This window comes from Kitasatospora sp. NPDC058032 (assembly GCF_042885845.1).
GTDB lineage: Bacteria > Actinomycetota > Actinomycetes > Streptomycetales > Streptomycetaceae > Kitasatospora.
Window position 1 is genome coordinate 277,894 of the sequence record NZ_JBHVRK010000009.1, and the last position, 26,176, is coordinate 304,069.

Sequence of the window (26,176 nt, forward strand, 5' to 3'; positions counted from 1 at the left end):
GAGCCGCAGGGTCAGGAGGGGTCGAGCTCCTGGTCGATCAGCTCGAAGATGTCGTCGATGGTCGCGCTCCGGAGCCGCTCGTCCGACCCGTCGGCGTCCGACCCGGTCGCCTCGGCCGCCGGTGTGTCGGCGAGTCGGGCGAGCACGGCCTGCAGGCGGGTCCGGACGCCGGCCCGCACGGGTTCGTCGTCCGATCCGATCGTGGCGAGGAGCGCCTCCAGCCGGTCGATCCCGCCGAAGACCGCCGCCGCCGGTTCCACCGGCTCGGGTGCGAGGTCGGTCCGGATCCGTTCCGCCAGTGCGAGGGGGTTCGGGAAGTCGAACACCAGCGTCGCGGGCAACCGGAGCCCGGTGGCGGTTCCGAGCCGGTTGCGCAGTTCCACGGCGGTCAGCGAGTCGAAGCCCAGGGCCTTGAACTCGCGGCCCCGCTCGACGTCCTGCGGGCCGCCGAGGCCGAGCACCGCCGCCACGTGCGTGCGTACGACGTCCAGCAGGGCGCGGGTCTGCTCGGCCTGCGGCAGGCCGCTCAGCTTCTGCCGCAGGGTGTCCGCGCCGCCCGTCGGGGCCTCGGCCGTGCGCCGGGCGGGCGGGCGGACCAGGCCGCGCAGGATCGCCGGGACGGTGGCCGCGCCGGCGCCCCGGTCGGCCGCGGAGTCGAAGCGCACCGGGACCACCAGGGCGCCCTCCCCCGACCGGGCGGCGTCGAAGAGCGCCAGGCCCTCCTTCACCCGGAACGGGACCAGCCCCGAGCGCGCCATCCGGCCCCGGCCCGACTCGTCCATCCCGGCCGCCATCCCGCCGTCGGCCCAGGGGCCCCAGGCCAGGGCGGTCGCGGGCAGGCCGGCCGCCCGTCGGCGCAGGGCCAGCGCGTCGAGGAAGGCGTTGGCCGCCGCGTAGTTGCCCTGCCCGGCACTGCCGAGGGTGGCGGCGACCGAGGAGAACAGGACGAAGGCCGAGAGGTCGAGGTCGCGGGTGAGCTCGTCCAGCACCAGGGCCGCGTCCACCTTCGGGCGCAGCACCGCCGCCAGCCGCTCGGGGGTCAGCGAGGTCACCGTGCCGTCGTCCAGCACCCCCGCCGCGTGGACCACGGCGGTCAGCGGGTGGCGGGCCGGGACGGTCGCGAGCAGCGCGGCGACGGCCTCCCGGTCGGCCGCGTCGCAGGCCGCCACGGTCACGTCCGCGCCCAACTCGACCAGTTCGTCGCGCAGTTCGCGGGCACCCTCGGCCGCGAGGCCGCGCCGGCCGGTCAGCAGCAGCCGCCGCACGCCGTGCTCGGTCACCAGGTGCCGGGCGACGTGGCCGCCGAGCGCGCCGGTGGCTCCGGTGATCAGCACCGTGCCGTGCGGGTCGAGCGGCGCGGGCACGGTGAGCACCAGCTTGCCGGTGTGCCGGGCCTGGCTGAGGTGGCGCAGCGCGTCGGGTGCCTGCCGGACGTCCCAGCCGGTGACCGGCAGTGGCCGCAGCGCGCCCTCCTCGAACAGGTCCACCAGGGCGCGGAGCATGGCGCCGATCCGGTCCGGTCCCGCCTCGATGGTGTCGAAGGCGCGGTAGGACGCGCCCGGGTTGGCCGCGGCGACCGCCTCGGCGTCGCGGACGTCGGTCTTGCCCATCTCCAGGAAGTGCCCGCCGTCGGCGAGCACCCGCAGGGAGGCGTCGACGTACTCGCCGGCCAGGGAGTTCAGCACGACGTCCACGCCGCGGCCGCCGGTCGCCGCCAGGAAGTGCGGCTCGAAGTCGAGCGTGCGGGAGGAGGCGAGGTGCGCCTCGTCCAGGCCGTCGGCCCGCAGCGCCGGCCACTTGCCGGGGCTCGCGGTGCCGTAGACCTCGGCGCCGAGGTGGCGGGCCAGCTGGGTGGCGGCCATGCCGACGCCGCCGGCCGCCGAGTGCACCAGCAGCGACTGGCCCGGGCGCAGGCCGGCCAGGTCGACCAGGGCGTAGTGGGCGGTGAGGAAGGCGATCGGCGCGGACGCGGCCTGGGCGAAGGTCCAGCCGCGCGGCATGCGTGCCACCATCCGGTGGTCGGCGACCGCGAGCGGGCCGAAGGTCTCGGCGACCATGCCGAAGACGCGGTCCCCGACGGCCGTTCCGGTGACTCCGGGCCCGGTCTCGACGACGACGCCGGCGGCCTCGCTGCCGAGCGTCGCCGCGCCCGGGTACATGCCGAGTGCGATGAGCGCGTCGCGGAAGTTCACCCCGGCGGCGCGCACGGCGATCCGGACCTGTCCCTGCGCCAGCGGGGCCGTGGCGGCCGGGTTCTCGGTCAGCGCCAGGCCGTCCAGGGTGCCGCTGCCGTCGGTCGTCAGCCGCCAGCCGGCCGCGCCGGGGGCGGGGCGCAGGGCGGCGCCGGGTTCGGTGCGGGCCAGCCGGGGGGCGTGGGCGGCCCCGCGGCGCAGCGCGAGCTGCGGCTCGCCGGCGGCCGGCGCGGCCGGCAGGGCGCCGACGGAGTCCGGGTGGCCGTCCAGGTCGACCAGCAGGATCCGGTCGGGGTTCTCCGACTGGGCGGAGCGCACCAGGCCCCAGACGGCGGCCTGGGCCGAGTCGGCCACCAACTCGCCGGGCTCGGCGGCGACCGCGCCGCGGGTGAGCAGGACCAGCCGGGAGCGCGCGGTGCGTTCCTCGGCCAGCCAGTCGGTGACCAGGGCGAGGACCTCACGGGTCGTCCGGTGGACGTCGGCGGCGCTCTCCCCGCCGGGGGCCACCGGGGCGAGCACCACCGGCGGGGGTGTGGCTCCGGCGTCCAGGACGGTGGCGAGCGCGGCGAGGTCGGGGTGCGAGGTGAGGTGCACGCCGGCCGGTGCCAGGGCGCTCGCGGCCGGGGCGGCGGGGTCGTCCGCGCCGAGCAGGGCCCACTGGGCGCCCTCGAGCGGTGCGGTCGGCAGGGGAACCGTCGGCCAGGCGATCCGGTAGAGCCCGTCCTGCTGCTCGGCGCGGCGCGCCCGGGCGAGCCCGCCGGTGGAGACGGGGCGCAGGACGAGTGAGTCGACCGTGGCGACGGGCCGGCCGGTGGCGTCGGCGACCAGCAGCGAGACGGCGTCCTGCCCGGCCGGGGCCAGCCGCACGCGCAGCGCGTGCGCACCGGTCGCCGCGAGCCGCACGCCGCTCCAGGCGAACGGGATCCGCCCCTGACCGGTGTCGGGCAGCAACCCGCCCAGACCCACCGCGTGCAGGGCCGCGTCCAGCAGCGCCGGATGCACACCGAAGCCGCCGACCTCCACGCCCTCCGGCAGCGCGACCTCGGCGAACACCTCCTCCCCGCGCCGCCACACCTGACGCAGCCCCCGGAACACCGGGCCGTACCCGAACCCCAGCTCCGCCAGGCGCTCGTAGTAGCCCTCGGTCGGCACGGCCTCCGCCGCGGCCGGCGGCCAGGCCGACAGTTCCTCGTCGGCGGCCGGCTCGGCGGTGACCAGGGTGCCGGTGGCGTGCGAGGTCCACGGGTCACCGGTCCCGCCGCCGTCCGGCCTGGAGTGCACCTGGACGGTGCGGCGGCCGGACTCGCCTGCGCCGCCGACCGTGATCTGCACCTGCACCGCGCCCCGCTCGGGCAGGACCAGCGGCGCCCGGAGCGTCAGCTCCTCCAGGACGTCGTTGCCCACCTCGTCACCGGCCCGCAGCACCAGGTCCACCAGCGCCGTCCCGGGCAGCAGGACCGCGCCCGCCACGACGTGCTCGGCGAGCCACGGCTGGGACGCCAGGGACAGGCGGCCGGTCAGCAGCGCGCCCTCACCTCCGGCGAGTGCGACCGTCGCTCCCAGCAGGGGGTGCTCGGCCGGGCGCAGGCCCGCGCCGGTGAGGTCGCCGGCCACGGGCGGGGTGTCCAGCCAGTAGCGCCGGCGCTGGAAGGCGTAGGTCGGCAGGTCGACACGTCGGGCACCACGGCCGGCGAAGACGGCGTCCCAGTCGAGGGCGATGCCGTGGGCGTGGAGCTGGGCGAGAGCGGTGGTGAAGGCCTCGGCCTCGGGGCGGCCGACTCGCAGGGCCGGGACGGCGACGGCGTCCGCTTCGCTGTCGGCCAGCGACTCGCGGGCCAGTACGGTCAGACCGCCGGGCCCGACCTCCAGGAAGGCCGTCACGCCCCGGGCCGCCAGCGCCGCGACGGCGTCGGCGAAGCGGACCGCGTGGCGGGCGTGGCGCACCCAGTGCTCGGGGTCGGCCAGTTCCTCGGCGGTGACCGGCTCTCCGGTGAGGGTGGAGACGATCGGCACGGTGGGCGCGGCGAAGGCGACGCGCTCGACGACCGCGCGGAAGTCCGCGAGCGCCGGCTCCATCAGGGGCGAGTGGAACGCGTGCGACACGGCGAGCCGCTTGGTGCGGCGGCCGTCGGCGGCGAGCAGCTCGACGATCGCGGTGACCGCGTCCTCGGCGCCCGAAAGGACCAGCGAGGAGGGGCCGTTGACCGCGGCGATGCCCACCAGGTCCTCGCGCCCGGCCAGCAGCGGCAGCACCTCGGCCTCCGCGGCCTGCACCGCCACCATCACCCCGTTCGACGGGAGCCGCTGCATGAACCGGCCGCGCGCCGCCATCAGTTCGGCGGCGTCGGCCAGCGGGATCACCCCGGCCACGTGCGCGGCGGCGTACTCGCCGATCGAGTGGCCGGCGAGGAAGCCGGGCCGCACGCCCCAGGACTCGATCAGCCGGAACAGCGCGACCTCGATCGCGAACAGCGCCGGCTGGGTGAACTCGGTCCGGTCGAGGAGTTCCGGGTCCTCGCCGAACACCACGTCGCGCAAGGGGCGTTCGAGGTGGACGTCCAGGTGGGCGCAGACCTCGTCGAAGGCCTCCGCGAACACCGGGAAGGACGCGGACAGTTCGCGCCCCATCCCGAGCCGCTGGCTCCCCTGGCCCGAGAACAGGAACGCGAGCCCGGCGTCCGGCAGCGCGGTGCCGCGCACCACCGAGCCGGCCGGTTCGCCGTCCGCCAGCGCGCGCAGGCCCGTCAGCCCGCCGGCCGTGTCCGGGGCGACCACGACCGCGCGGTGCTCCAGGGCGGCCCGCGCGGTGGCCAGGGTGAGGCCGATGTCCGCCGTGTCGAGCCCCGGATGCTCGACCAGGTGGGCGTGGAGCCGCTCGGCCTGCCCGCGCAGGGCCTCCGCCGTGGCACCGGAGAGCACCCACGGTGTCCCGGTCCCGGCCACCGGGGCCTGCGCCGCCGGGGCCGGAGCCGTCCGGGTCCGGGCCGTCGGGAGCGGCCCGGCCGGGGCGGGCGCCTGCTCGATGATCACGTGCGCGTTGGTGCCGCTCACGCCGAAGGACGAGATCCCGGCGCGGCGCGGCCGGTCGTCCCGCGGCCAGTCGACGGGCTCGGTCAGCAGCTCCACGGCGCCCGCCGACCAGTCGACGTGCGGGGTGGGCGCGTCCACGTGCAGGGTCCTCGGCAGCACCTCGTGCCGCAGCGCCTGGACCATCTTGATGATGCCGCCGACCCCGGCCGCCGCCTGGGTGTGACCGATGTTGGACTTCAACGAGCCCAGCCACAGCGGACGTTCGCGGTCCTGCCCGTAGGTGGCGAGCAGCGCCTGCGCCTCGATCGGGTCGCCCAGCGTCGTGCCGGTGCCGTGCGCCTCCACCACGTCCACGTCGGCCGTGGACAGCCCCGCGTCCGCGAGGGCCTGGCGGATCACCCGCTGCTGGGCGGGGCCGTTCGGGGCCGTCAGACCGTTGGAGGCGCCGTCCTGGTTGACCGCGGAGCCGCGCACCACCGCCAGGACCGGGTGCCCGTTGCGCTCGGCGTCCGAGAGGCGCTCGACCAGCAGCATGCCCGCGCCCTCGCCCCAGCCGGTGCCGTCCGCCGCCGCCGCGAAGGGCTTGCAGCGGCCGTCGGCGGCGAGCCCGCGCTGCCGGCTGAACTCGATGAAGGCGTTCGGGCTGGACATCACGGTCACCCCGCCCGCGAGGGCGAGCGAGCACTCGCCGCGCCGCAGCGCCTGCGCCGCGAGGTGCAGGGCGACCAGCGAGGAGGAGCACGCGGTGTCGACCGTCAGCGTCGGCCCCTCCAGACCGAAGGAGTAGGCGATCCGGCCCGACACCACACTCGCCGAACTGCCGGTGCCGATGTAGCCCTCCAGGTCCTGCGGCACGCTCAGCAGGCGGGAGGCGTAGTCCTGGTAGCCGGATCCCATGAAGACGCCGGTCCGGGTGCCGCGCATCGCGTCCGGGGCGATCCCGGCCCGTTCGAAGGCCTCCCAGGTCAGTTCCAGGAGCAGCCGCTGCTGCGGGTCCATGGCGAGCGCCTCGCGCGGCGAGATGCCGAAGAAGGCGGGGTCGAAGTCGGCGACGTCGTAGAGGAATCCGCCGTCCGCGGCGTAGGTGGTGCCCGGCCGGTCCGGGTCGGGGTCATAGAGCGCCTCCAGGTCCCAGCCCCGGTCCGCCGGGAACCCGGCCACCGCGTCGCGGCCCTCGGCCACCAGTCGCCACAGCTCCTCGGGCGAGCGCACCTCCCCCGGGTAGCGGCAGCTCATCGCGACGATGGCGATCGGCTCGTCGTCGAGCGGCGCGCTCGTGGCAGCGGCCGTCGGCGTGGCCGCCTCGACGGCGCCGGTCAGCTGCGCGCGCAGGTGGGCGGCGAGCACGGCGGGTGACGGGTGGTCGAAGACCAGGGTCGCCGGCAGCCGGACACCCGTCGCCGCGGTCAGCCGGTTGCGCAGCTCGACGGCGGTCAGCGAGTCGAAGCCCAGCTCCCGGAAGGCCCGGTCGGCGGCGACCTGCTCCGAGCCGCCGTGGCCGAGCACGGCGGCCGCCTCGGCCCGGACCAGGTCGAGCACCGCGCGCTGCTGCTCGGCCTCCGCGAGCGCGGTCACCCGCCGCACGAAGGCGGGCACGGCCGCGTCGGCGGCCGGTTCCGGATCGGCGTCCGCCAGGGCGGACCGGACCTCCGGCAGGTCGGCGAGCAGCGGGCTGGGCCGCACCAGGGTGAAGGACGGCGCGAAGCGCGCCCAGTCGACGTCCGCCACCGTGACGGCGGTCTCCTCGCGGTCCAGCGCGCCCCACAGCGCGGAGAGCGCCGACTCGGGGGCGAGCGCGGGCAGTCCGCGCAGCCTGAGGCGCTCCTCGGCGTCGCCGTCCTGGACCATGCCGCCGCCGGCCCAGGGCCCCCAGGCCACCGCCGTCGCGGCCAGTCCGCGGGCCCGGCGCCGCTCGGCCAGCGTGTCGAGGGCGGCGTTGGCCACCGCGTAGGCGGCCTGGCCGCCGGCGCCCCAGACGCCGGAGATCGAGGAGAACAGCACAAACGCGTCCAGCTCGCGCTCCCCCAGCAGCTCGTCCAGGTGCCGCGCGCCGGCGACCTTCGCGGCCACCACCCGGGCGAACTCCTCCGGCGTGGTGTCGGCCAGCAGGCCGGGCGTGCCCACGCCGGCGGCGTGCACCACGGCGGTCAGCGGGTACGCGGCCGGCAGCCCGTCCAGCAGGCGCGCCAGCGCCTCCCGGTCGGCCACGTCGCACGCGGCGACGGTGACCTCGGCGCCCGACTCCACGAGCTCGTCGCGGAGTTCCGCCGCCCCCTCGGCGGCAAGGCCCCGACGGCCGACCAGCACCAGGTGCTCGGCGCCGTCGCGTGCCAGCCGTCGCGCCACATGGCCGCCGAGCGCGCCCGTGCCGCCGGTGATCAGGACGGTCCCGCGCGGGCGCCGGGCGGCGCCCGCCGTGACGGGGCCCTGCGGGGCGCGCGTCAGCCGGCGGACGTAGACGCCCGAGCCGCGCACCGCGAGCTGGTCCTCCGCGCCGGAGCCGGCCAGCACGGCCGCCAGACGGCGGGCGGCGCGCTCGTCCAGCACCTCCGGGAGGTCCACCAGACCGTCCCAGCGCCGACCGTGCTCCAGGGCCGCGGTCCGGCCCAGCGCCCACACCTGCGCCTGGTGGGCGCTGCGGACCGGGTCGGAGAAGCCGATGGAGACGGCGCCCCGGGTGGCGCACCAGAGCGGGGCGTCGAGGCCGGTGTCGCCCAGCGCCTGGACCAGGGCGAGGGTGGCGGCCAGGCCCGCCGGCAGCACCGGGTGGACCGGGTGCGGCCGCTCGTCCACCGCGAGCAGGGAGAGCACCCCGGTGACGGTGGCGGCCTCGGGGGGAAGGCCGGCGAGGACGCCGCGCAGCTGCTCGGCGACGGCTTCGCGTCCGGCGGCGGTGTCCACGACGACCGGGACGACCTCCTCGCCGTGCTCGCTCAGCGCGCCGACGACGGCCGATCCCCAGCCGTCGCCGTCCGGCCCGGCGGGCAGCAGGACGAGCCGGCGCCCGCTCGGGGCGGCCTCGTTCAGGCCGGTCGCGGGCTTCCAGGTGATCCGGTAGCGCCAGCCGTCCACGGTGGACTGCTCCCGGTGCGTGCGCCGCCAACTGGAGAGCGCGGGCAGGACGGAGGCCAGCGGGGCGTCCTCGGTCACCTGGATGCGGTCGGCGAACGCCGCCAGGTCCTGCCGCTCCACCGCCTCCCAGAAGCCGGCCTCCACCGGGTCCGCCGCGGCGTCCGGGGTGGCCGAGAAGGCCGAGGACTCCAGCCAGTAGCGGCGGCGGTCGAAGGCGTAGGTCGGCAGGTCGTCGACGCGTCGGGTGCCGCGACCGGCGAGGACGGCGTCCCAGTCGAGGGTGGTGCCGTGGGTGTGGAGCCGGGCGAGGGCGGTGGCGAAGGCCTCGGCCTCGGGGCGGTCGGCGCGCAGGGCCGGGACGGCGACGGTCTCGGCCAGGGTCTCCTGGACCATCGGGGTCAGGCCGCCGGGCCCGATCTCCAGGAAGGCCGTCGCCCCCTGGTCCTCCAGGGTCTTCACCGCGTCGGCGAAGCGCACGGCGTGGCGGACGTGGCGCACCCAGTAGTCGGGGTCGGCCAACTCCTCGGCGGCGAGGAGCTTTCCGGTGAGGGTGGAGACGATCGGCCGGCTCGGCTCTGCGAAGGTGACACGCTCGGCGACCTCGCGGAAGCGGGCGAGCATCGGCTCCATCAGCGGCGAGTGGAACGCGTGCGAGACGGCGAGCCGCTTGGTGCGACGGCCGTCGGCCGCCAGCAGCTCGACAACCTCTGCCACCGCCTCCTCGGCACCCGAAATGACCACCGACGAAGGACCGTTGACCGCGGCGATGCCGACCAGGTCCTCACGGCCGGCCAACAGCGGCAGCACCTCGGCCTCCGAGGCCTGCACCGCCACCATCGCACCACCCGACGGCAGCGCCTGCATCAACCGGCCACGCGCCACCACCAGTTCAGCCGCATCGGCCAGCGAGAACACGCCCGCGACATGAGCGGCGGCCAGCTCACCGATCGAGTGACCCGCCAGGAAGTCCGCCCGCACCCCCCACGACTCCACGAGCCGGAACAGCGCCACCTCCACCGCGAACAACGCCGGCTGCGTGAACTCCGTCCGACCCAGCAGCTCCGCTTCATCCCCGAACACCACGTCACGCAAAGGCCGTTCGAGGTGGACGTCCAGGTGCGCGCAGACCTCGTCGAAGGCCTCCGCGAACACCGGGAACGAAGCGTGCAGCTCACGCCCCATCCCCAGCCGCTGACTCCCCTGACCCGAGAACACGAACGCGAGCTTGTTCCGCCGCCCCGCGACTCCCCGGACCAGGCTCGCGTCCGCGTCGTCCCGCGCCAGCGCCTCCAGCCCGCGCAGCAGCCCGTCCCGGCCGGTGCCGACGACCACCGCCCGGTGGGGCAGGGCGGCACGCGCGAGGGCCAGTGAGCGGCCGAGGTCGGCGGGATCCACCGCCGGACGCTCCGCCAGGTGGGCCAGCAGCCGCCGGGCCTGCCCGCGCAGCGCCTGCTCACCCCGGGCGGAGAGCGGCCACAGCACCACCGGGGGCACCGGCCGCGCGTCCGCCGGCTCCTCCGCCCGGTCCGCCGCGGGCACCGCTTCGAGGATCACGTGCGCGTTGGTCCCGCTGACGCCGAACGACGACACGCCCGCCCGGCGGGGCCGGTCCCGCTCCGGCCACTCGACGGCCTCGGTCAGCAGCCGCACCGCCCCGGCCGACCAGTCGACGTGCGGCGACGGCTCGTCCACGTGCAGGGTCTTCGGCAGCACGCCGTGCCGCATCGCCATCACCGTCTTGATCACACCCGCCACACCCGCCGCGGCCTGGGTGTGACCGATGTTCGACTTCAGCGCCCCCAGCCAGAGGGGATGTTCACGGTCCTGCCCGTAGGTGGCGAGCAGCGCCTGCGCCTCGATCGGGTCGCCCAGCGAGGTGCCGGTCCCGTGCGCCTCCACCGCGTCCACCTCGGCCGCGGACAGTCCGGCGTCCGCCAGCGCCTGCCGGATCACCCGCTGCTGCGCGGGACCGCTCGGCGCGGTCAGGCCGTTGGACGCACCGTCCTGGTTGACCGCCGAGCCGCGCACCACCGCGAGCACCGGGTGCCCGTTGCGGCGGGCCTCCGACAGGCGCTCGACCAGCAGCATGCCGACGCCCTCCGCCCAGCCCGTGCCGTCGGCGGCGGCGGAGAAGGGCTTGCAGCGGCCGTCGGCCGCCAGCCCGCGCTGCCGGCTGAACTCCATGAACGCGCCGGGCGTCGACATCACCGTCACACCGCTCACCAGCGCGAGCGAGCACTCCCCGCGCCGCAGCGCCTGCGCCGCCAGGTGCAGGGCGACCAGCGAGGAGGAGCACGCCGTGTCGACCGTCACCGCCGGCCCCTCCAGACCGAAGGAGTAGGCGATCCGGCCCGACACCACGGCGGCGGCGTTTCCGGTGCCGAGGTAACCGTCGAAGTCCTCCGGCGAGTTGGACAGCCGCGCGTAGTCCTGCCCGTTGGTACCGGCGTAGACACCCGTCCGGGTGCCGCGCAGCGCGCCCGGGTCGAGGCCGGCCCGCTCGAAGACCTCCCAGGTGGTCTCCAGCAGCAGCCGTTGCTGCGGGTCCATCATCAGCGCCTCGCGCGGCGAGATCCCGAAGAAGCCGGCGTCGAACTCGGCGACGTCGTGCAGGAATCCGCCCTGGCGGACGTAGCAGGTGCCCGCGTGGTCCGGGTCGGGGTCGTAGAGCGCCTCCAGGTCCCAGCCGCGGTCGGCGGGGAAGCCGCCGATCGCGTCGCCGCCCTCGGCGACCAGCCGCCACAGGTCCTCGGGCGACGCGACGCCGCCCGGGAAGCGGCAGCTCATCGCCACGATCGCGATGGGCTCCGCGGCGTCCTCCACCAGCTTCCGGTTCTGCCGACGCAGCCGCTCGGTCTCCTGGAGGGAGGCCCGCAGTGCTTGAACGATCTTGTCGTTCGAGGTGGTCATCATCTGCTCCGTACTCAGGCCGTCTCAGAAATCGCTGTCGCCGAGCGCAAGTTCGACAAGATCGTCGACGTCCATCGTCTCGATGGACTCCGCCGTACCGGGGTCGTCGGGTGCCGGTTCTCCCGCGGCGGGCTCCGCCAGCCGCAGCAGGGCCTCCAGCAGTCCGGCCTCCCGGAGACGGGAGAGCGGGACGGTCGCCAGGGTCTGCCGCAGCCGCGCCTCCGGCACGCCGCCGGAGGCACTGCCGTCGCCGGTGCCCGCGCCGATGCCCTCGCCGGTGTCCGGCAGGAGTTCGGCGCACAGGTGGTCGGTGAGCGCGCCGGGCGTGGGGTGGTCGAAGACCATCGTCGTGGGCAGTCGCAGCCCCGTCGCCGTGGCGATGCGGTTGCGCAGCTCGACCGCGGTGAGCGAGTCGAAGCCGAGCTCCCGGAACGCCCGGTCCGGCTCGATGGACTCGCCCCCAACGTAGCCGAGCACCGCCGCGGCCTCCACCTGGACGACGTCGAGCAGCGCCGCGTGCCGACCGGCCGGCGGCAGCTCCGCGAGGCGCCGCACGAGCTCCGACGCCCCGCCGCCGGCGGCCTCCTCGCCGCCGACGGCCCCGGCCAGCGCCTCCCGGACCTCCGGCAGGTCACCGAGCAGCGGGCTCACCCGGCCGACGGTGAACGACGGCGCGAACCGCGACCAGTCGACGTCCGCCACCACCACCGCGGTCTCGTCCCGGTCCAGGGCGTCCTGGAGCGCGCTGACGGCCAGCGCGGGCGCCAGCTGCGGCAGGCCGCGCCGGCGCAGGTGCTCGGCCGCGCCGTCCTCGGCGGCCATGCCGCCCTCGCCCCACGGGCCCCAGGCCACCGCCGTCGCGGCCAGGCCCCGGGCCCGGCGCCGCAACGCCAGGGCGTCCAGGAAGGCGTTGCCCGCCGAGTAGGCGGCCTGGCTGCCGCTGCCCCAGACCCCGGAGACCGAGGAGAACAGCACGAAGGCGTCCAGGTCCCGGTCCGCCAGCAGCTCGTCCAGGTGCACGGCTCCCGCCACCTTGGCCGCGACCACGTCCGCCAGCTCGGTCAGGTCGGTCTCCATGACGGCGGTGAACTGCGGAAGACCCGCGGCGTGCACCACGGCGGTCAGCGGGCGTTCGGCCGGCAGGGAGTCCAGCAGCCCCGCCAGTGCCTCGCGGTCGGCCACGTCGCAGGCGGCGACGGTGACCGAGGTCCCCAACGCCTCCAGTTCCTCGCGCAGTTCGGCCGCGCCCTCGGCCGCCGCACCGCGCCGGCTGGTCAGCACCAGGTGCTCGGCGCCGTTGCGGGCCAGCCAGCGGGCGGCGTGTCCGCCGAGCGAGCCGGTGCCGCCGGTGATCAGCACAGTGCCGCGCGGGCGCCACTCTCGGCCCGGGGTGCTGCGCGCGGCCCGCGCCAGCCGGCGGACGAACACGCCCGAGTCGCGCACCGCCAGCTGGTCCTCGTCCCCGGAGCCGACGAGCACGTCGGCCAGCCGGCCCAGGGCCCGCGCGTCCGACCCGGCGGACGGCGGGAGGTCGACCAACCCGCCCCAGCGGTCGGGGTGTTCGAGCGCGACCGCGCGGCCCAGACCCCACACCAGCCCCTGCAACGGATGCTCGACGGGGTTGGAGCGGCCGACCGAGACGGCGGCCCGGGTGACGCACCACAGCGGCGCGTCCAGCTCGACGTCCCCGAGCGCCTGCACCAGGGTCATCGTCGCCGTGAGCCCGAGCGGCAGCGCCCGGTGGACCGGATGCGCGCGCTCGTCCAGCGCCAGCAGGGAGAGCACCCCGACGGTCGGGGTGTCCTGCGCCAGGGACTCGCGCAGCAGTTTGGCGAGCATCACGCGGTCGGTGCCGGCGTCGGCCACGATCAGCGTCGACGGCTCGGCACCGCGCTCCCGCAGCACGCGCGCGCAGGCGTCGGCGGTCCCGTCGTCGGCCGCGACGACCAGCCAGCCGCCCGTCAGCGGCCCGGACGGGAGGTCGGTCCAGGGCTTCCAGGTGGCCTGGTAGCGCCAGCTGTCCACGGTGCTCCGCGTCCTGGCCTCGCGGCGCCAGGAGGCCAGCGCGGCGAACACCGAGTCGAGCGGGGCGTCGGCGTCCAGACCGAGCCGCTCGGCCAGCGCCTGCGGCTGCCCACGCTCCACGGTGTCCCAGAACTCGGCCTCGGCCGGGTCGGCGGGAGCCGCCGCGCCGGGCCGCCCGGGTGCGCCCTGCAGCCAGTACCGCTGGTACTGGAAGGCGTAGGTGGGCAGGTCGACCCGCCGGGCGCCGGTTCCGGCGAGGACCGCGTCCCACGCCGGGGAGATGCCCCGCACGTGCAGCTCGGCCAGGGCGGTGGTGAAGGAGTCGGATTCGGGGCGGTCGGCGCGCAGGGCCGGGACGGCGACGAAGTCCGCGTCGGCCAGGGTCTCCTGGACCATCGGGGTCAGACCGCCCGGGCCGATCTCCAGGAAGGCCGTCACGCCCTTGGCGTCGAGCGTCCCGATGGCGTCGGCGAACCGGACGGCGTGCCGGACGTGCCGCACCCAGTACTCGGGGTCCGCCAACTCCTCGGCGGTGAGGGGATCCCCGGTGAGGGTGGAGACGATCGGCCGGGTCGGCTCGGCGAAGGTGACACGCTCGACGACCTCGCGGAAGCGGGCGAGCATCGGCTCCATCAGCGGCGAGTGGAACGCGTGCGAGACGGCGAGCCGCTTCGTACGGCGGCCGTCGGCGGTGAGCAGGTCGGCGACCTCCGTCACGGCGTCCTCGGCACCGGAAATGACCACCGACGTGGGCCCGTTGACCGCGGCGATGCCCACCAGGTCCTCGCGTCCGGCCAGCAGCGGCGCCACCTCGTCCTCCGAGGCCTGCACCGCCACCATCGCACCACCCGATGGCAGCTCCTGCATCAACCGGCCACGCATGGCGACCAGTTCGGCGGCGTCGGCGAGCGAGAGGGCGCCCGCGACATGGGCGGCGGCCAGTTCGCCGATGGAGTGGCCGGCCAGCACGTCCGCCCGCACACCCCACGACTCCACCAGCCGGAACAAGGCGACTTCGATCGCGAACAGCGCCGGCTGGGTGAACCCGGTCCGGTTCAACAGTTCCGCGTCCTCGCCGAACACCACGTCACGCAACGGCCGTTCGAGGTGGACGTCCAGGTGCGCGCAGACCTCGTCGAAGGCCTCCGCGAAGACCGGGAACGACGCCTCCAGCTCACGCCCCATCCCCAGCCGCTGGCTCCCCTGCCCCGAGAAGAGCAGGGCCAGCCGCCCCCGGGAGGGCGCGACGGCCCCGCGCACCAGGCCGGCCGCCGACTCGCCCCGGCCCAGCGCGCCGAGTCCGGCGGCGAGGTCGGCCCGGTCGCGTCCCACGACGACCGCCCGGTGGTCCATGGCGGTCCGCGCGACGGCCAGGGAGAGGGCCAGGTCGGCCGGCGCCGCCGCCGGGTCGGCGTCCAGGGCGGCGAGCAGCCGGTGCGCCTGCTCACGCAGCGCCGGTTCGTCCTTCGCCGACACCGCCCAAGGCAGGCTCCGCGGCGCATCCGCGCCGGACGGGGCCGGCGAGGCGGCGTCCGTGGCGGCGTCGGCGGGCGCCTGCTCGATGATGGTGTGCGCGTTGGTGCCGCTGACGCCGAAGGAGGAGACGGCGGCGCGCCGCGGACGGTCGGCCGCCGGCCAGTCCACCGGCGCGGTCAGCAGCCGCACCGCGCCCGCCGACCAGTCCACGTGCGGCGTCGGCTCGTCCACGTGCAGGGTGCGCGGCAGCGAACCGTGCCGGATCGCCAGCACCGTCTTGATCACACTGGCGACGCCCGAGGCGGCCTGGGTGTGGCCGAGGTTCGACTTGATCGAGCCGAGCCAAAGCGGCCGGTCCTCGGGCCGGTCCTGCCCGTAGGTGGCGAGCAGCGCCTGCGCCTCGATCGGGTCACCGAGCGCGGTGCCGGTGCCGTGCGCCTCCACGGCGTCGATGTCGGCCGTGGAGAGCCGGGCGTTGGCCAGGGCCTGGCGGATCACCCGCTGCTGGGCAGGTCCGTTCGGCGCCGTCAGACCGTTGGAGGCGCCGTCCTGGTTCACCGCGCTGCCGCGCACCACCGCCAGCACCGGGTGCCCGTTGCGCTCGGCGTCCGAGAGCCGCTCGACCAGCAGCATGCCGACACCCTCGCCCCAGCCGGTGCCGTCCGCCGCCGCCGCGAAGGGCTTGCAGCGGCCGTCGGCGGCGAGCCCGCGCTGCCGGCTGAACTCGATGAAGGCGTTGGGGCTGGACATCACGGCCGCGCCGCCGACCAGGGCCAGCGAGCACTCACCCTGCCGCAGCGCCTGGGTCGCCAGGTGCAGGGCGACCAGCGAGGAGGAGCAGGCCGTGTCCACCGTCACCGCCGGGCCTTCCAGCCCCAGCGTGTAGGCGATCCGGCCGGACATCACGGAGGAGGAACTGCCGGTCAGCAGGTGCCCCTCCACGCCCTCGGGCAGCTCGGCGAGCCCGGCGCCGTAGCCCTGGTAGCCGGAGCCGACGAAGACACCGGTCCGGCTGCCGCGCACCGAGACGGGGTCGAGCCGGGCCCGCTCCAGGGTCTCCCAGGCCACCTCCAGCAGGATGCGCTGCTGCGGGTCCATGGCCAGCGCCTCGCGCGGCGAGATCCCGAAGAACCGGGCGTCGAAGGAGGCGGCGTCGTGCAGGAAGCCGCCCTGGTTGACGTAGCTGGTCCCCGCCTTCTCCGGGTCCGGGTCGTAGAGGGCCTCGGTGTCCCAGCCCCGGTCGGTCGGGAACGGGCCGACCGCGTCCGCCTCGTCCGCGAGCAGCCGCCACAGGTCCTCGGGGGACCGCACACCGCCGGGGAAGCGGCAGCCCATCGCGACGATCGCGATCGGCTCCTCGGCCGTGGCCGCGGTCGCCGCTGCCACGGGGGCGTCTGCTGCAACCGGTTGCGACCCGGACAGCTCGGTGGCCAGGAAGGCCGCGAGGTCCGCCGCGTTGGGATGGTCGAACACCAGGGTGGTCGGCAGCCGCAGCCCCGTGCCGGCGTTCAGCCGGTTGCGCAGTTCGACGCCGGTGAGCGAGTCGAACCCCAGGTCCTTGAACGCCCGATCGGGCGCGACCGCCTCGGGGCCGGAGTGGCCGAGCGCCCCGGCCACCTCGGTGCGGACCAGGTCGAGCAGGACACGGTCGCGCTCCGCGCTCGGCAGCGCGGCCAACTCCTGGCCGAGGGAGGGCAGTCCGGCACCGGACCGGGCCTGCGCGTCCTCGGCCCCGGTCAACGCCTGCCGCACCTCGGGCAGTTCGCCGAAGAGCGGGCTCGGGCGGGTGACGGTGAAGGCGGGGGCGAAGCGCTCCCAGCGCACATCGGCCACCACGACCGCCGTCTCGTCCTGGTCCAGGGCCCGCTGGAGAGCGGCCACCGCGGGCTGCGGCGCCATGGCGGGCAGGCCGCGGCGGCGCAGATGGGCCTCGGCCTCCTCGCCGTCCACCATGCCGCCCTCCGCCCACGGGCCCCAGGCCACCGCGGTCGCGGCCAGGCCCCGGGCCCGGCGCCGCAGCGCCAGGGCGTCCAGGAAGGCGTTGGCGGCGGCGTAGCCGGCCTGGCTGCCGCTGCCCCACACACCGGCGACGGACGAGAACAGCACGAACGCGTCCAGCGGACCGTCCCCCAGCAGCTCGTCCAGGTGCACGGCGCCGGCCACTTTGGCGGCCACGACCTCGGCGAGGTCCGCGAGCGTCGTGCGCTCCACCGGGGCGAACTGGGGCATGCCGGCGGCGTGCACGACAGCGGTCGGCCGGTCGGCCTCGGGGAGGTCGGCGAGCAGCCGGGCCACCGCGTCGCGGTCCGACACGTCGCAGGCCGCGATGGTCACCCGCACGCCCAGCGCCTCGATCTCGGCGGCGAGTTCGGCGGCCCCGGCGGTGGACGGGCCACGCCGGCCGGTGAGCACCAGGTGCTCGGCGCCGCGCTGCGCGAGGTGCCGGGCCACCTGGGTGCCCAGCGCGCCCAGTCCGCCGGTGACGAGCACCGTGCCCCGGGGGCGCCAGACGCGCTCGGCGGCGCCCGTGCCCGTCGTGGCGGCGGCGGCTCGGTGGAGGCGGCGGACGAAGGTGCCGGAGGAGCGGACGGCGAGCTGGTCCTCCTCGCCCCCGCCGGCGAGCACGGCGACGAGCCGGCGCACCGAACGGTCGTCCAGCGTCTCCGGGAGGTCGACCAGCCCGCCCCAGCGCTGCGGGTGCTCCAGCGCCACGGAGCGGCCCAGGCCCCAGATCATGCCCTGGGACGGGTTCTGGGCGCCGTCCGACCGGCCGACCGCCACCGCGCCCCGGGTGGCGCACCACAGCGGCGCGTCCACCCCGGCATCGCCCAGGGCCTGGACCAGCAGGGTGGTCAGCGCCAGCCCGAGGGGCAGCACCGGGTGACCGGGGTGCCGGTCCTCGCCGAGGGCGAGCAGCGACAGCACACCGGCGGGCGGGGCGTCGACCGTCTCGGCCAGCCGCCCGGCGAGCGCCGCCCGGTCGTCGTCACCCCCCGCGGAGAGCTCGACGACATCGGCGCCGTGCGCGCCGAGCGCCGCCCGGACCGCCACGGCGACCGGGTGGTCCTGCTCGCCGTCCGGGACCACGAGCAGCCAGCTGCCCGTCAGTCCGGCATCACCACGGACGGTCAGCGGCTTCCACTGGACCTGGTAGCGCCAGCCGTCCACCACCGAGTGCTCGCGCTGACGGCGGCGCCAGCTGGACAGCGCCGGGAGCACCGAGCTGAGCGGTGCCTCCCCGTCCACCTCCAGCCGCTCGGACAGCGAGGCCAGGTCCGCGCGCTCGACGACGTCCCAGAACTCCGCGTCGGCCGGGTCCGTCGCGACGGCTCCGCCGGCCGCCGGGGCGGACGCCTTGAGCCAGTAGGACGCGCGCTGGAAGGCGTAGGTCGGCAGGTCGTGGATGTGCCGGGCGTCGGTGCCGGTGAGGGCGGCGGTCCAGTCGAGGGTGATGCCGTGGGTGTGGAGGTGAGCGAGGGCGGTGGTGAAGGCCTCGGCCTCGGGGCGGTCGGCACGCAGGGCCGGGACGGCGACGGCGTCCGTGTCGGCCACGGTCTCCTGGACCATCGGGGTCAGGCCGCCCGGGCCGACCTCCAGGAACGCCGTCGCTCCCTGGTCCGCCAGGGTCTTCACGGCGTCGGCGAACCGGACCGCGTGCCGGACGTGCCGCACCCAGTAGTCGGGGTCGGCCAACTCCTCGGCGGTGAGGGGATCCCCGGTGAGGGTGGAGACGATCGGCCGGGTCGGCTCGGCGAAGGTGACGCGCTCGGCGACCTCGCGGAAGCGGGCGAGCATCGGCTCCATCAGCGGCGAGTGGAACGCGTGCGAGACGGCGAGCCGCTTCGTGCGGCGGCCGTCGGCGGCGAGCAGTTCGGCGACCTCCGTCACAGCCTCTTCGGCACCCGAAATGACCACCGACGTGGGACCGTTGACGGCCGCGATGCCCACCAGGTCCTCGCGGCCGGCCAGCAGCGGCGCCACCTCGTCCTCGGAGGCCTGCACCGCCACCATCGCACCACCGGACGGCAGCTCCTGCATCAACCGGCCACGGGCCACCACCAGTTCAGTAGCGTCCGCCAGCGAGAGGACGTCGGCAACGTGGGCGGCAGCGAACTCGCCTATCGAGTGACCGGCCAGGAAGTCCACCCGCACGCCCCACGACTCGACGAGCCGGAACAGCGCCACCTCCACCGCGAACAACGCCGGCTGTGTGAACTCCGTCCGACCCAGCAGCTCCGCGTCCTCCCCGAACACCACGTCGCGCAAGGGCCGTTCGAGGTGGGCGTCCACGGCGTCACACACCGCGTCGAAGGCCTCCGCGAACACCGGGAACGAAGCGTGCAGCTCACGCCCCATCCCCAGCCGCTGGCTCCCCTGCCCCGAGAAGAGCAGAGCGACCTTCGTCCCCGGCATCGCGACACCACGGACCACCGCCCCGGACGACTCGCCGTTCGCCAGCGCACGCAAGCCCTCCAGCGTCCCCGCCACATCCGGCGCGACCACCGCCGCACGGTGCTCCAGCACCGCCCGGGACGTGGCCAGCGAGTACGCCACATCGGCCGCCACCAGATCCTCACGCCCCTGCGCGTACGCGAGCAGCCGCGCGGCCTGATCCCGCAGCGCCTCGAAAGACTTCGCCGACAGCACCCACGGCCTCGCGGCCTGCCCACCCCGGTCCGTCTCACGACGCGGGGCCGCCGCAGCCGGCGCCTGCTCGATGATGACGTGCGCATTGGTCCCGCTGACCCCGAACGAGGAGACACCGGCCCGGCGCGGACGATCGCCGGACGGCCACTCCACCGACTCGGCCAGCAGCCGCACCGCGCCCGCCGACCAGTCCACGTGCGACGACGGCTCGTCCACGTGCAGGGTGGGCGGCAGCACCCCGTGCCGCATCGCCATCACCATCTTGATCACACCCGCCACCCCGGCCGCCGCCTGGGTGTGACCGATGTTGGACTTCACCGTCCCGAGCCAGAGCGGCCGCTCCTCGGGCCGGTCCTGGCCGTAGGCCTTGAGCAGGGCCTGCGCCTCGATCGGGTCGCCCAGCGTCGTCCCGGTGCCGTGCGCCTCCACCGCGTCGACATCGGCCGCCGACAGCCCGGCGTTCGCCAGCGCCTGCCGGATCACCCGCTGCTGCGCGGGGCCGTTGGGCGCCGTCAGCCCGTTCGACGCACCGTCCTGGTTCACCGCCGAGCCGCGCACCACCGCCAGCACCGGGTGCCCGTTGCGCCGCGCGTCCGACAGCCGCTCGACCAGCAGCATGCCCACGCCCTCCGCGAGGCCGGTGCCGTCGGCCCCGGCCCCGAAGGCCCGGCAGCGCCCGTCCTCGGACAGGCCGCGCTGTCGGCTGAAGGCGATGAGCGCGCCCGGGGTCGACATCACCGTGACACCGCCGGCCAGGGCCAGCTCGCACTCACCCGAGCGCAGCGCCTGCGCCGCCAGGTGCAGGGCCACCAGCGACGAGGAGCACGCCGTGTCGACGGTCACCGCCGGCCCCTCCAGGCCGAAGGTGTAGGCGAGACGGCCGGAGACGACCGCCGCCGAGTTTCCGGTGAGCAGGTGGCCTTCGAGTCCCTCCGCGTCCGCCTCGCGCAGCCCGGCCGCGTAGTCCTGGCCGTTGGTGCCGGTGAAGACGCCGGTCCGGCTGCCGCGCAGGGCGGCCGGGTCGATGCCGGCCCGCTCGAACGCCTCCCAGGTGGTCTCCAGCAGCAGGCGCTGCTGCGGGTCCATGGCCAGCGCCTCGCGCGGCGAGATCCCGAAGAAGCCCGCGTCGAACTCGTCGGCGTCGTGCAGGAATCCTCCCTCGCGGGTGTAGCAGCGGCCCGGGGCGTCGGGGTCCGGGTCGTAGAGACCGTCCAGGTCCCAACCGCGGTTCGCCGGGAGGCCGGTGATCGCGTCGGTCCCGTCGGCCACCAGCCGCCACAGCTCCTCGGGGTCGGCGACCCCGCCCGGGAAGCGGCAGCTCATCGCGACGATCGCGATCGGCTCGGCGTCGTCGCCGGAGCGGCCGGTGCGGGCGGGGGCGGCGGTGACGAGGTCCTGCTCGCCGCCGAAGGCCTCCTCCAGCAGGTGCCCGGCCAGGGCGGCCGGGGTCGGGTGGTCGAAGACCGCGGTGACCGGCAGCCGCACGCCGGTCGCGGCGATCAGCCGGTTGCGCAGCTCCAACGCGGCGAGGGAGTCGAAGCCCAGCTCGCGGAACGCCCGTCCGGGGTCGACCAGTTCGGCGGCGCTGTGGCCGAGTACGGCCGCGGCCTGGCCGCGGACCAGGGCGAGCAGCGCCTCCCGGCGCTCGGCCGGCGCGAGTGCGGCCAGCCGCCCCAGCTCGGCGGAGGCCTCACCGGCCACCGCCCCGGCCGCCCGGCGGACCGGCGTCCTGATCAGGCCGCGCAGCAGGGCGGGCACGGTGCCGCCGGCCGCCTGGGCGCGCATCGTGGCGAGGTCCAGCCGCACCGGGGCGAGGGCCGGGTCGTCCAGCGTGCGGGCGAGGTCGAGCAGGCGGAGGCCTTCGTCGGCCGCGAGCGGCACCAGACCGGCGCGGGCCATCCGCCGGAGGTCGCCGTCCGCCAGCCGGGTCTGCGCGCCGCGTTCCTCCCAGACGCCCCAGGCCAGCGAGGAGGCGGCGAGCCCCTCGGCCGCGCGGTGGTGGGCCAGCGCGTCCAGGAACGCGTTGCCCGCCGCGTAGGCGCCCTGGCCGGCGCCGCCGAGAGTGCCGGCGAAGGAGGAGAAGAGGACGAAGGCGGCCAGGTCGGCGTCCCGGGTGAGTTCGTGCAGGTTGAGCGCCGCGTCGACCTTGGGGCGCAGGACCTGGTCGAGCTCCTCGGCGGTCAGCGCGTCGACCAGGCCGCCCGCGACCACGGCGGCCGCGTGGACGACGGCGGTCAGCGGCCGGTCCTCGGGGATGCCCGCCAGCAGGTCGGCCAGGGCGTCGCGGTCGGCCGCGTCGCAGGCGGCGACGGTGACGGACGCGCCGAGGGCCGTCAGCCGCGCGCGCAGCTCGGCCGCGCCCTCGGCGTCGGGTCCGCGCCGGCCGGTCAGCACGAGGTGGCGGATGCCGTGCTCGGTGACGAGGTGTTCGGCGACCAGCCCGCCCAGCGCGCCGGTGCCGCCGGTGATCAGGGCGGTACCGTTCGGGTCGAGCGGGGCCGCGGTGAGGTCCCCGGCGGCTTCCGGCGCGGTGCGCAGCGGGACGCGGGCCAGCCGGGCGACGGCCACCGCCCCGGCGCGCAGGGCCAGTTGCGGCTCACCGGTGGCGATCGCGGCGGGCAGCAGCCGGAAGGACTCCGGGTGGTCGTCGATGTCCGCCAGGACCAGCCGGTCGGCGTGCTCGGACTGCGCCGAGCGGACCAGGCCCCAGACCGGCGCGTGGTCCAGGCCGGGGGTGTCGGCCCCGGCCTCGGTGGCCACCGCGCCGCTGGTCAGCAGCACCAGCCGGGAGCCGGCGAGGCGTTCCTCGGCCAGCCAGTCGTGCAGCAGCGCGAGGGTGTCGCGCGCCGTCGCCCGGACGGCCTGCGCACCGGCCCCGCCGGTGGGCAGGACGGCCACCACCACCTCGGGCAGCGGCGCGCCGCCCGTCGCCACGGCCTCGGTCAGCGCTGCCGGGGTGGCGAAGGCCTGCGGCGGCCGGGGACCGTCGAGCAGTGCCCGGACGGCCGCCGAGGCGTCGTCGCCGAGCACCGCCCAGGGGCCTTCCGGTGCGGTGGCCGGCACCGGCAGCGCCGTCCAGTCCACCCGGTAGACGGCGTCGTGGTGTCCGCCGCGGGCCGGGCGCAGCTGTTCGTCGCCGACCGTGCGGAAGGAGAGCGTGCCGACCCCGGCCACCGCCCGGCCGGTGCCGTCGGCGACGGTCACCGACACGGCGTCGGTGCCGGTGGGGGCCAGCCGCACGCGCAGTTCGGCGGCGCCGGTGGCGTGCAGGCGCACCCCCTCCCAGGAGAACGCCAGCCGTCCGGTGCCCATGTCGCCGAGCGGGCCGAACCCGACGGCGTGCAGCGCCGCGTCCAGCAGCGCCGGGTGCAGGCCGAACCGGGCCGCGTCGGGCTGCGCCTCGGCGGGCAGGGCGACGGTGGCGAAGACCTCCTCGTCGCGCCGCCAGGCGGCCCGCAGGCCCTGGAAGACCGGGCCGTACTCGAAGGAGCGCTCGGCGAGGCGGTCGTAGAAGCCGGTGAGGTCGATCGCGGTGGCGTCGGCGGGCGGCCAGTGGGTGAGGTCCTCGCCCGCGTCGGCGGGGCCGGCGCCCAGTACGCCGGTGCCGTGGCGGGTCCACTCGTCCTCGGCGGGGGCGTCCTCGGGCCGCGAGTACAGGCCGAAGGAGCGCCGGCCGTTCCCGTCCGGGGGTCCGACCGAGACCTGCACCACCACGCCGCCGTGGTCGGGCAGCAGCAGCGGCGCTTCCAGGGTCAGTTCCTCCAGCAGGCCGCAGCCGACCTGGTCGCCGGCCCGGATCGCGAGCTCGACGAAGGCCGTGCCCGGCAGCAGCACCGTGCCCAGCACGACGTGGTCGGCGAGCCAGGGGTGGGTGTGCGCGGAGAGCCGGCCGGTGAGCAGCAGGCCGTCGGAGTCCGCCAGGGTGACGACGGCGCCCAGCAGCGGGTGGTCCGCCGGGCCGAGCCCGAGGCCGGCGGCGTCACCGGCGGTGTGCGGGGCGTCCAGCCAGTACCGCTGGTGCTGGAAGGCGTAGGTGGGCAGCGGGACGGTGCGGGCGCCGGTGCCGGCGAGGACGGCCGGCCAGTGGACGCCGGCCCCGTGTGCGTGGGCCTCGGCGACGGCGCGCAGCACCCGGGCCGGGCCGCCCTCGCCGCGGCGCAGGGTGCCCAGCGCCACGGCCTCGCCGCCCAGCGCGTCGACGGTCTCCTGCATGCCGATCGTCAGCACCGGGTGGGCGCTGACCTCGATCAGGACGCCGTGGCCGTGGGCCACCAGCGCGCGGGTGACCTCCTCGAACCGCACGGTCTGCCGCAGGCTCCGGTACCAGTAGTCCGCGTCCAGCTCGGCCGTGTCCAGGGCCGTCCCGGTCACGGTGGAGTAGAACGGCACGTCGCAGGAGCGCGGAACGATGTCCGCGAGTTCGGCCAGCACCCGCTCGCGCACCGCTTCGACCTGCGCCGAGTGCGAGGCGTAGTCGACGGCGATCATCCGGGCCCGGACGTCGTCGGCGACCAGGCTGTCGCGCAGTTCGGCCAGCGCGTGCGGGTCGCCGGACAGGACGATGGACGAGGGGCTGTTGACGGCGGCCACCGACAGCCGCTCGCCCCAGGGCGCGAGGCGCGGGGTCAGGCTCTCCAGCGGCAGGTTGACGGACATCATGCCGCCCAGCCCGGCCAGGACGGTCAGCGCGCGGCTGCGCAGCGCCACCACCTTCGCGGCGTCCTGCAGGGAGAGCGCGCCCACCACGCAGGCGGCGGCGATCTCGCCCTGACTGTGCCCGGCCACCGCCTCGGGCCGCACCCCGTAGGAGTGCCACAGCTCGGCCAGCGAGACCATCACGGCGAACAGCACCGGCTGCACGACGTCGACCCGGTCCAGTCCGGGCGCGCCGTCCTCGCCGCGCAGCACGGCCGTCAGCGACCAGTCCACGTAGGGGGCGAGGGCTTCCTCGCACTGGCCGATCCGCTCGCGGAACACCGCGGAGGCGTCGAGCAGTTCGACGGCCATGCCGGTCCACTGCGAGCCCTGCCCGGGGAAGACCAGCGCGACCTGGCGGACGTCCTCGGCGACGCCGCGCACCAGGTCCGGCTCGGGCGAGCCGGCGGCCAGCGCGGCCAGCGCCCCGTCGAGCCCGGCCCGGTCGGCGGCGAGCAGCACGGCGCGGTGCTCGAAGGCCGAGCGGGAGGTGGCCAGGGAGAGGGCGACGTCGAGGGCGTCGAGTTCCGGCTCCGCGGCGAGGTGCGTGTGCAGGCGTCCGGCCTGGGCTTCGAGGGCGGCCTGGTCCTTGCCGGACAGCACCCAGGGGATCAGCGGCAGCGCCTGCCCGGGCGCCGGCGGATCGCCGTCGGCCGGGTCGCCCTCCGTGTCCGGCTGGGGCTCCGGCTGTTCGAGGACGAGGTGCGCGTTGGTGCCGCTGACGCCGAAGGCCGACACGCCGGCCCGCCGGGGCGCGCCCGTCTCGGGCCAGGCGGTCGCCTCGGTCAGCAGCGTCACCGCGCCGGCCGACCAGTCGACGTGCGGCGAGGGCTCCGTGACGTGCAGCGTGGGCGGCAGCACCCCGTGCCGGATCGCCTGCACCATCTTGATCACACCGGCGACGCCGGCCGCGGCCTGGGTGTGGCCGATGTTCGACTTGATCGAGCCCAGCCGCAGCGGCCGGTCGGCGGGCCGGTCCTGACCGTAGGTCGCGAGCAGGGCCTGCGCCTCGATCGGGTCACCGAGCGCGGTGCCGGTGCCGTGCGCCTCCACCGCGTCCACCTCGGCGGGCGACAGCCGGGCACTGGCCAGCGCCTGCCGGATCACCCGCTGCTGGGACGGCCCGTTCGGCGCCGTCAGACCGTTGGAGGCCCCGTCCTGGTTCACCGCGCTGCCACGCACCACCGCCAGCACCGGGTGCCCGTTGCGCCGCGCGTCCGAGAGGCGCTCGACCAGCAGCACACCGACGCCCTCGCCCCAGCCCGTACCGTCCGCCGAGGCGGAGAACGCCCGGCACCGGCCGTCGGGCGACAGGCCCCGCTGGCGGCTGAACTCGGTGAACGTGGTCGGCCCGGCCATCACGGTGACGCCGCCGGCCAGCGCCAGCGAGCACTCGCCCTGGCGCAGCGCCTGGACGGCGAGGTGCAGGGCGACCAGCGAGGACGAGCAGGCGGTGTCGATCGTCACCGCCGGGCCCTCCAGGCCCAGGGTGTAGGCGATCCGGCCGGAGACCACGCTGCCCGAGTTCCCGGTGCTCACGTAGCCCTCGATGCCCTCGGGCAGCTGCGGCAGCCGGGAGGCGTAGTCGTGGTACATGACGCCGGCGAAGACCCCGGTGTCGCTGCCGCGCAGCGAGCGCGGGTCGATCGAGGCCCGTTCCACCGCCTCCCAGGACGCCTCCAGCAGCAGCCGCTGCTGCGGGTCCATCGCCAGCGCCTCGCGCGGGCCGATGCCGAAGAATCCGGCGTCGAACTCGGCGGCGTCGTGCAGGAAGCCGCCCTCGCGGGTGTAGGTGGTGCCGGGGTTTCCGGGGTCCGGATGGTAGAGCGACTCCAGGTCCCAGCCGCGGTCGGTCGGGAAGCCGGAGATCGCGTCGCCGCCCTCCGTGACCAGCTGCCAGAGGTCCTCCGGCGAGCGGACCCCTCCGGGGAAGCGGCAGCTCATCGCCACGATCGCGATCGGCTCGTGGTTGCGGCTCTCGACCTCCCGCAGCCGCTGACGCGCATGGCGCAGGTCGACGGTGGCACGCTTGAGGTAGTCCCTGAGCTTGTTCTCGTCAGTCATCTGAATTCCGTTCCGCAACGCCGAGGGGAGTACGTGCCGGTCGGTTGCCGTCGATTGCCGGTCGA

General features: G+C 76.3%; 2 protein-coding genes. Both read right to left on the bottom strand.

Annotated elements, in window-relative coordinates; all coding sequences use genetic code 11:
* Window positions 1-11: 11 nt before the first annotated feature.
* Window positions 12-11,204, bottom strand: a complete 11,193-nt coding sequence (locus tag ACFVUH_RS17735) for a type I polyketide synthase (protein ID WP_387914175.1) — start codon at window positions 11,202-11,204, stop codon at window positions 12-14.
* Between the two features lie 24 nt (window positions 11,205-11,228).
* A complete protein-coding gene (locus ACFVUH_RS17740; RefSeq protein WP_387914177.1) occupies window positions 11,229-26,111 on the bottom strand; it encodes a type I polyketide synthase in 14,883 nt (4,960 codons plus the stop codon).
* Between the last annotated feature and the right edge of the window lie 65 nt (window positions 26,112-26,176).

Excerpts from the sequence above, each read along its gene's own strand:
- ACFVUH_RS17735 (WP_387914175.1), bottom strand. The coding sequence starts at position 11,204 with ATGACCACCTCGAACGACAAGATCGTTCAAGCACTGCGGGCCTCCCTC.
- ACFVUH_RS17740 (WP_387914177.1), bottom strand. The coding sequence starts at position 26,111 with ATGACTGACGAGAACAAGCTCAGGGACTACCTCAAGCGTGCCACCGTC.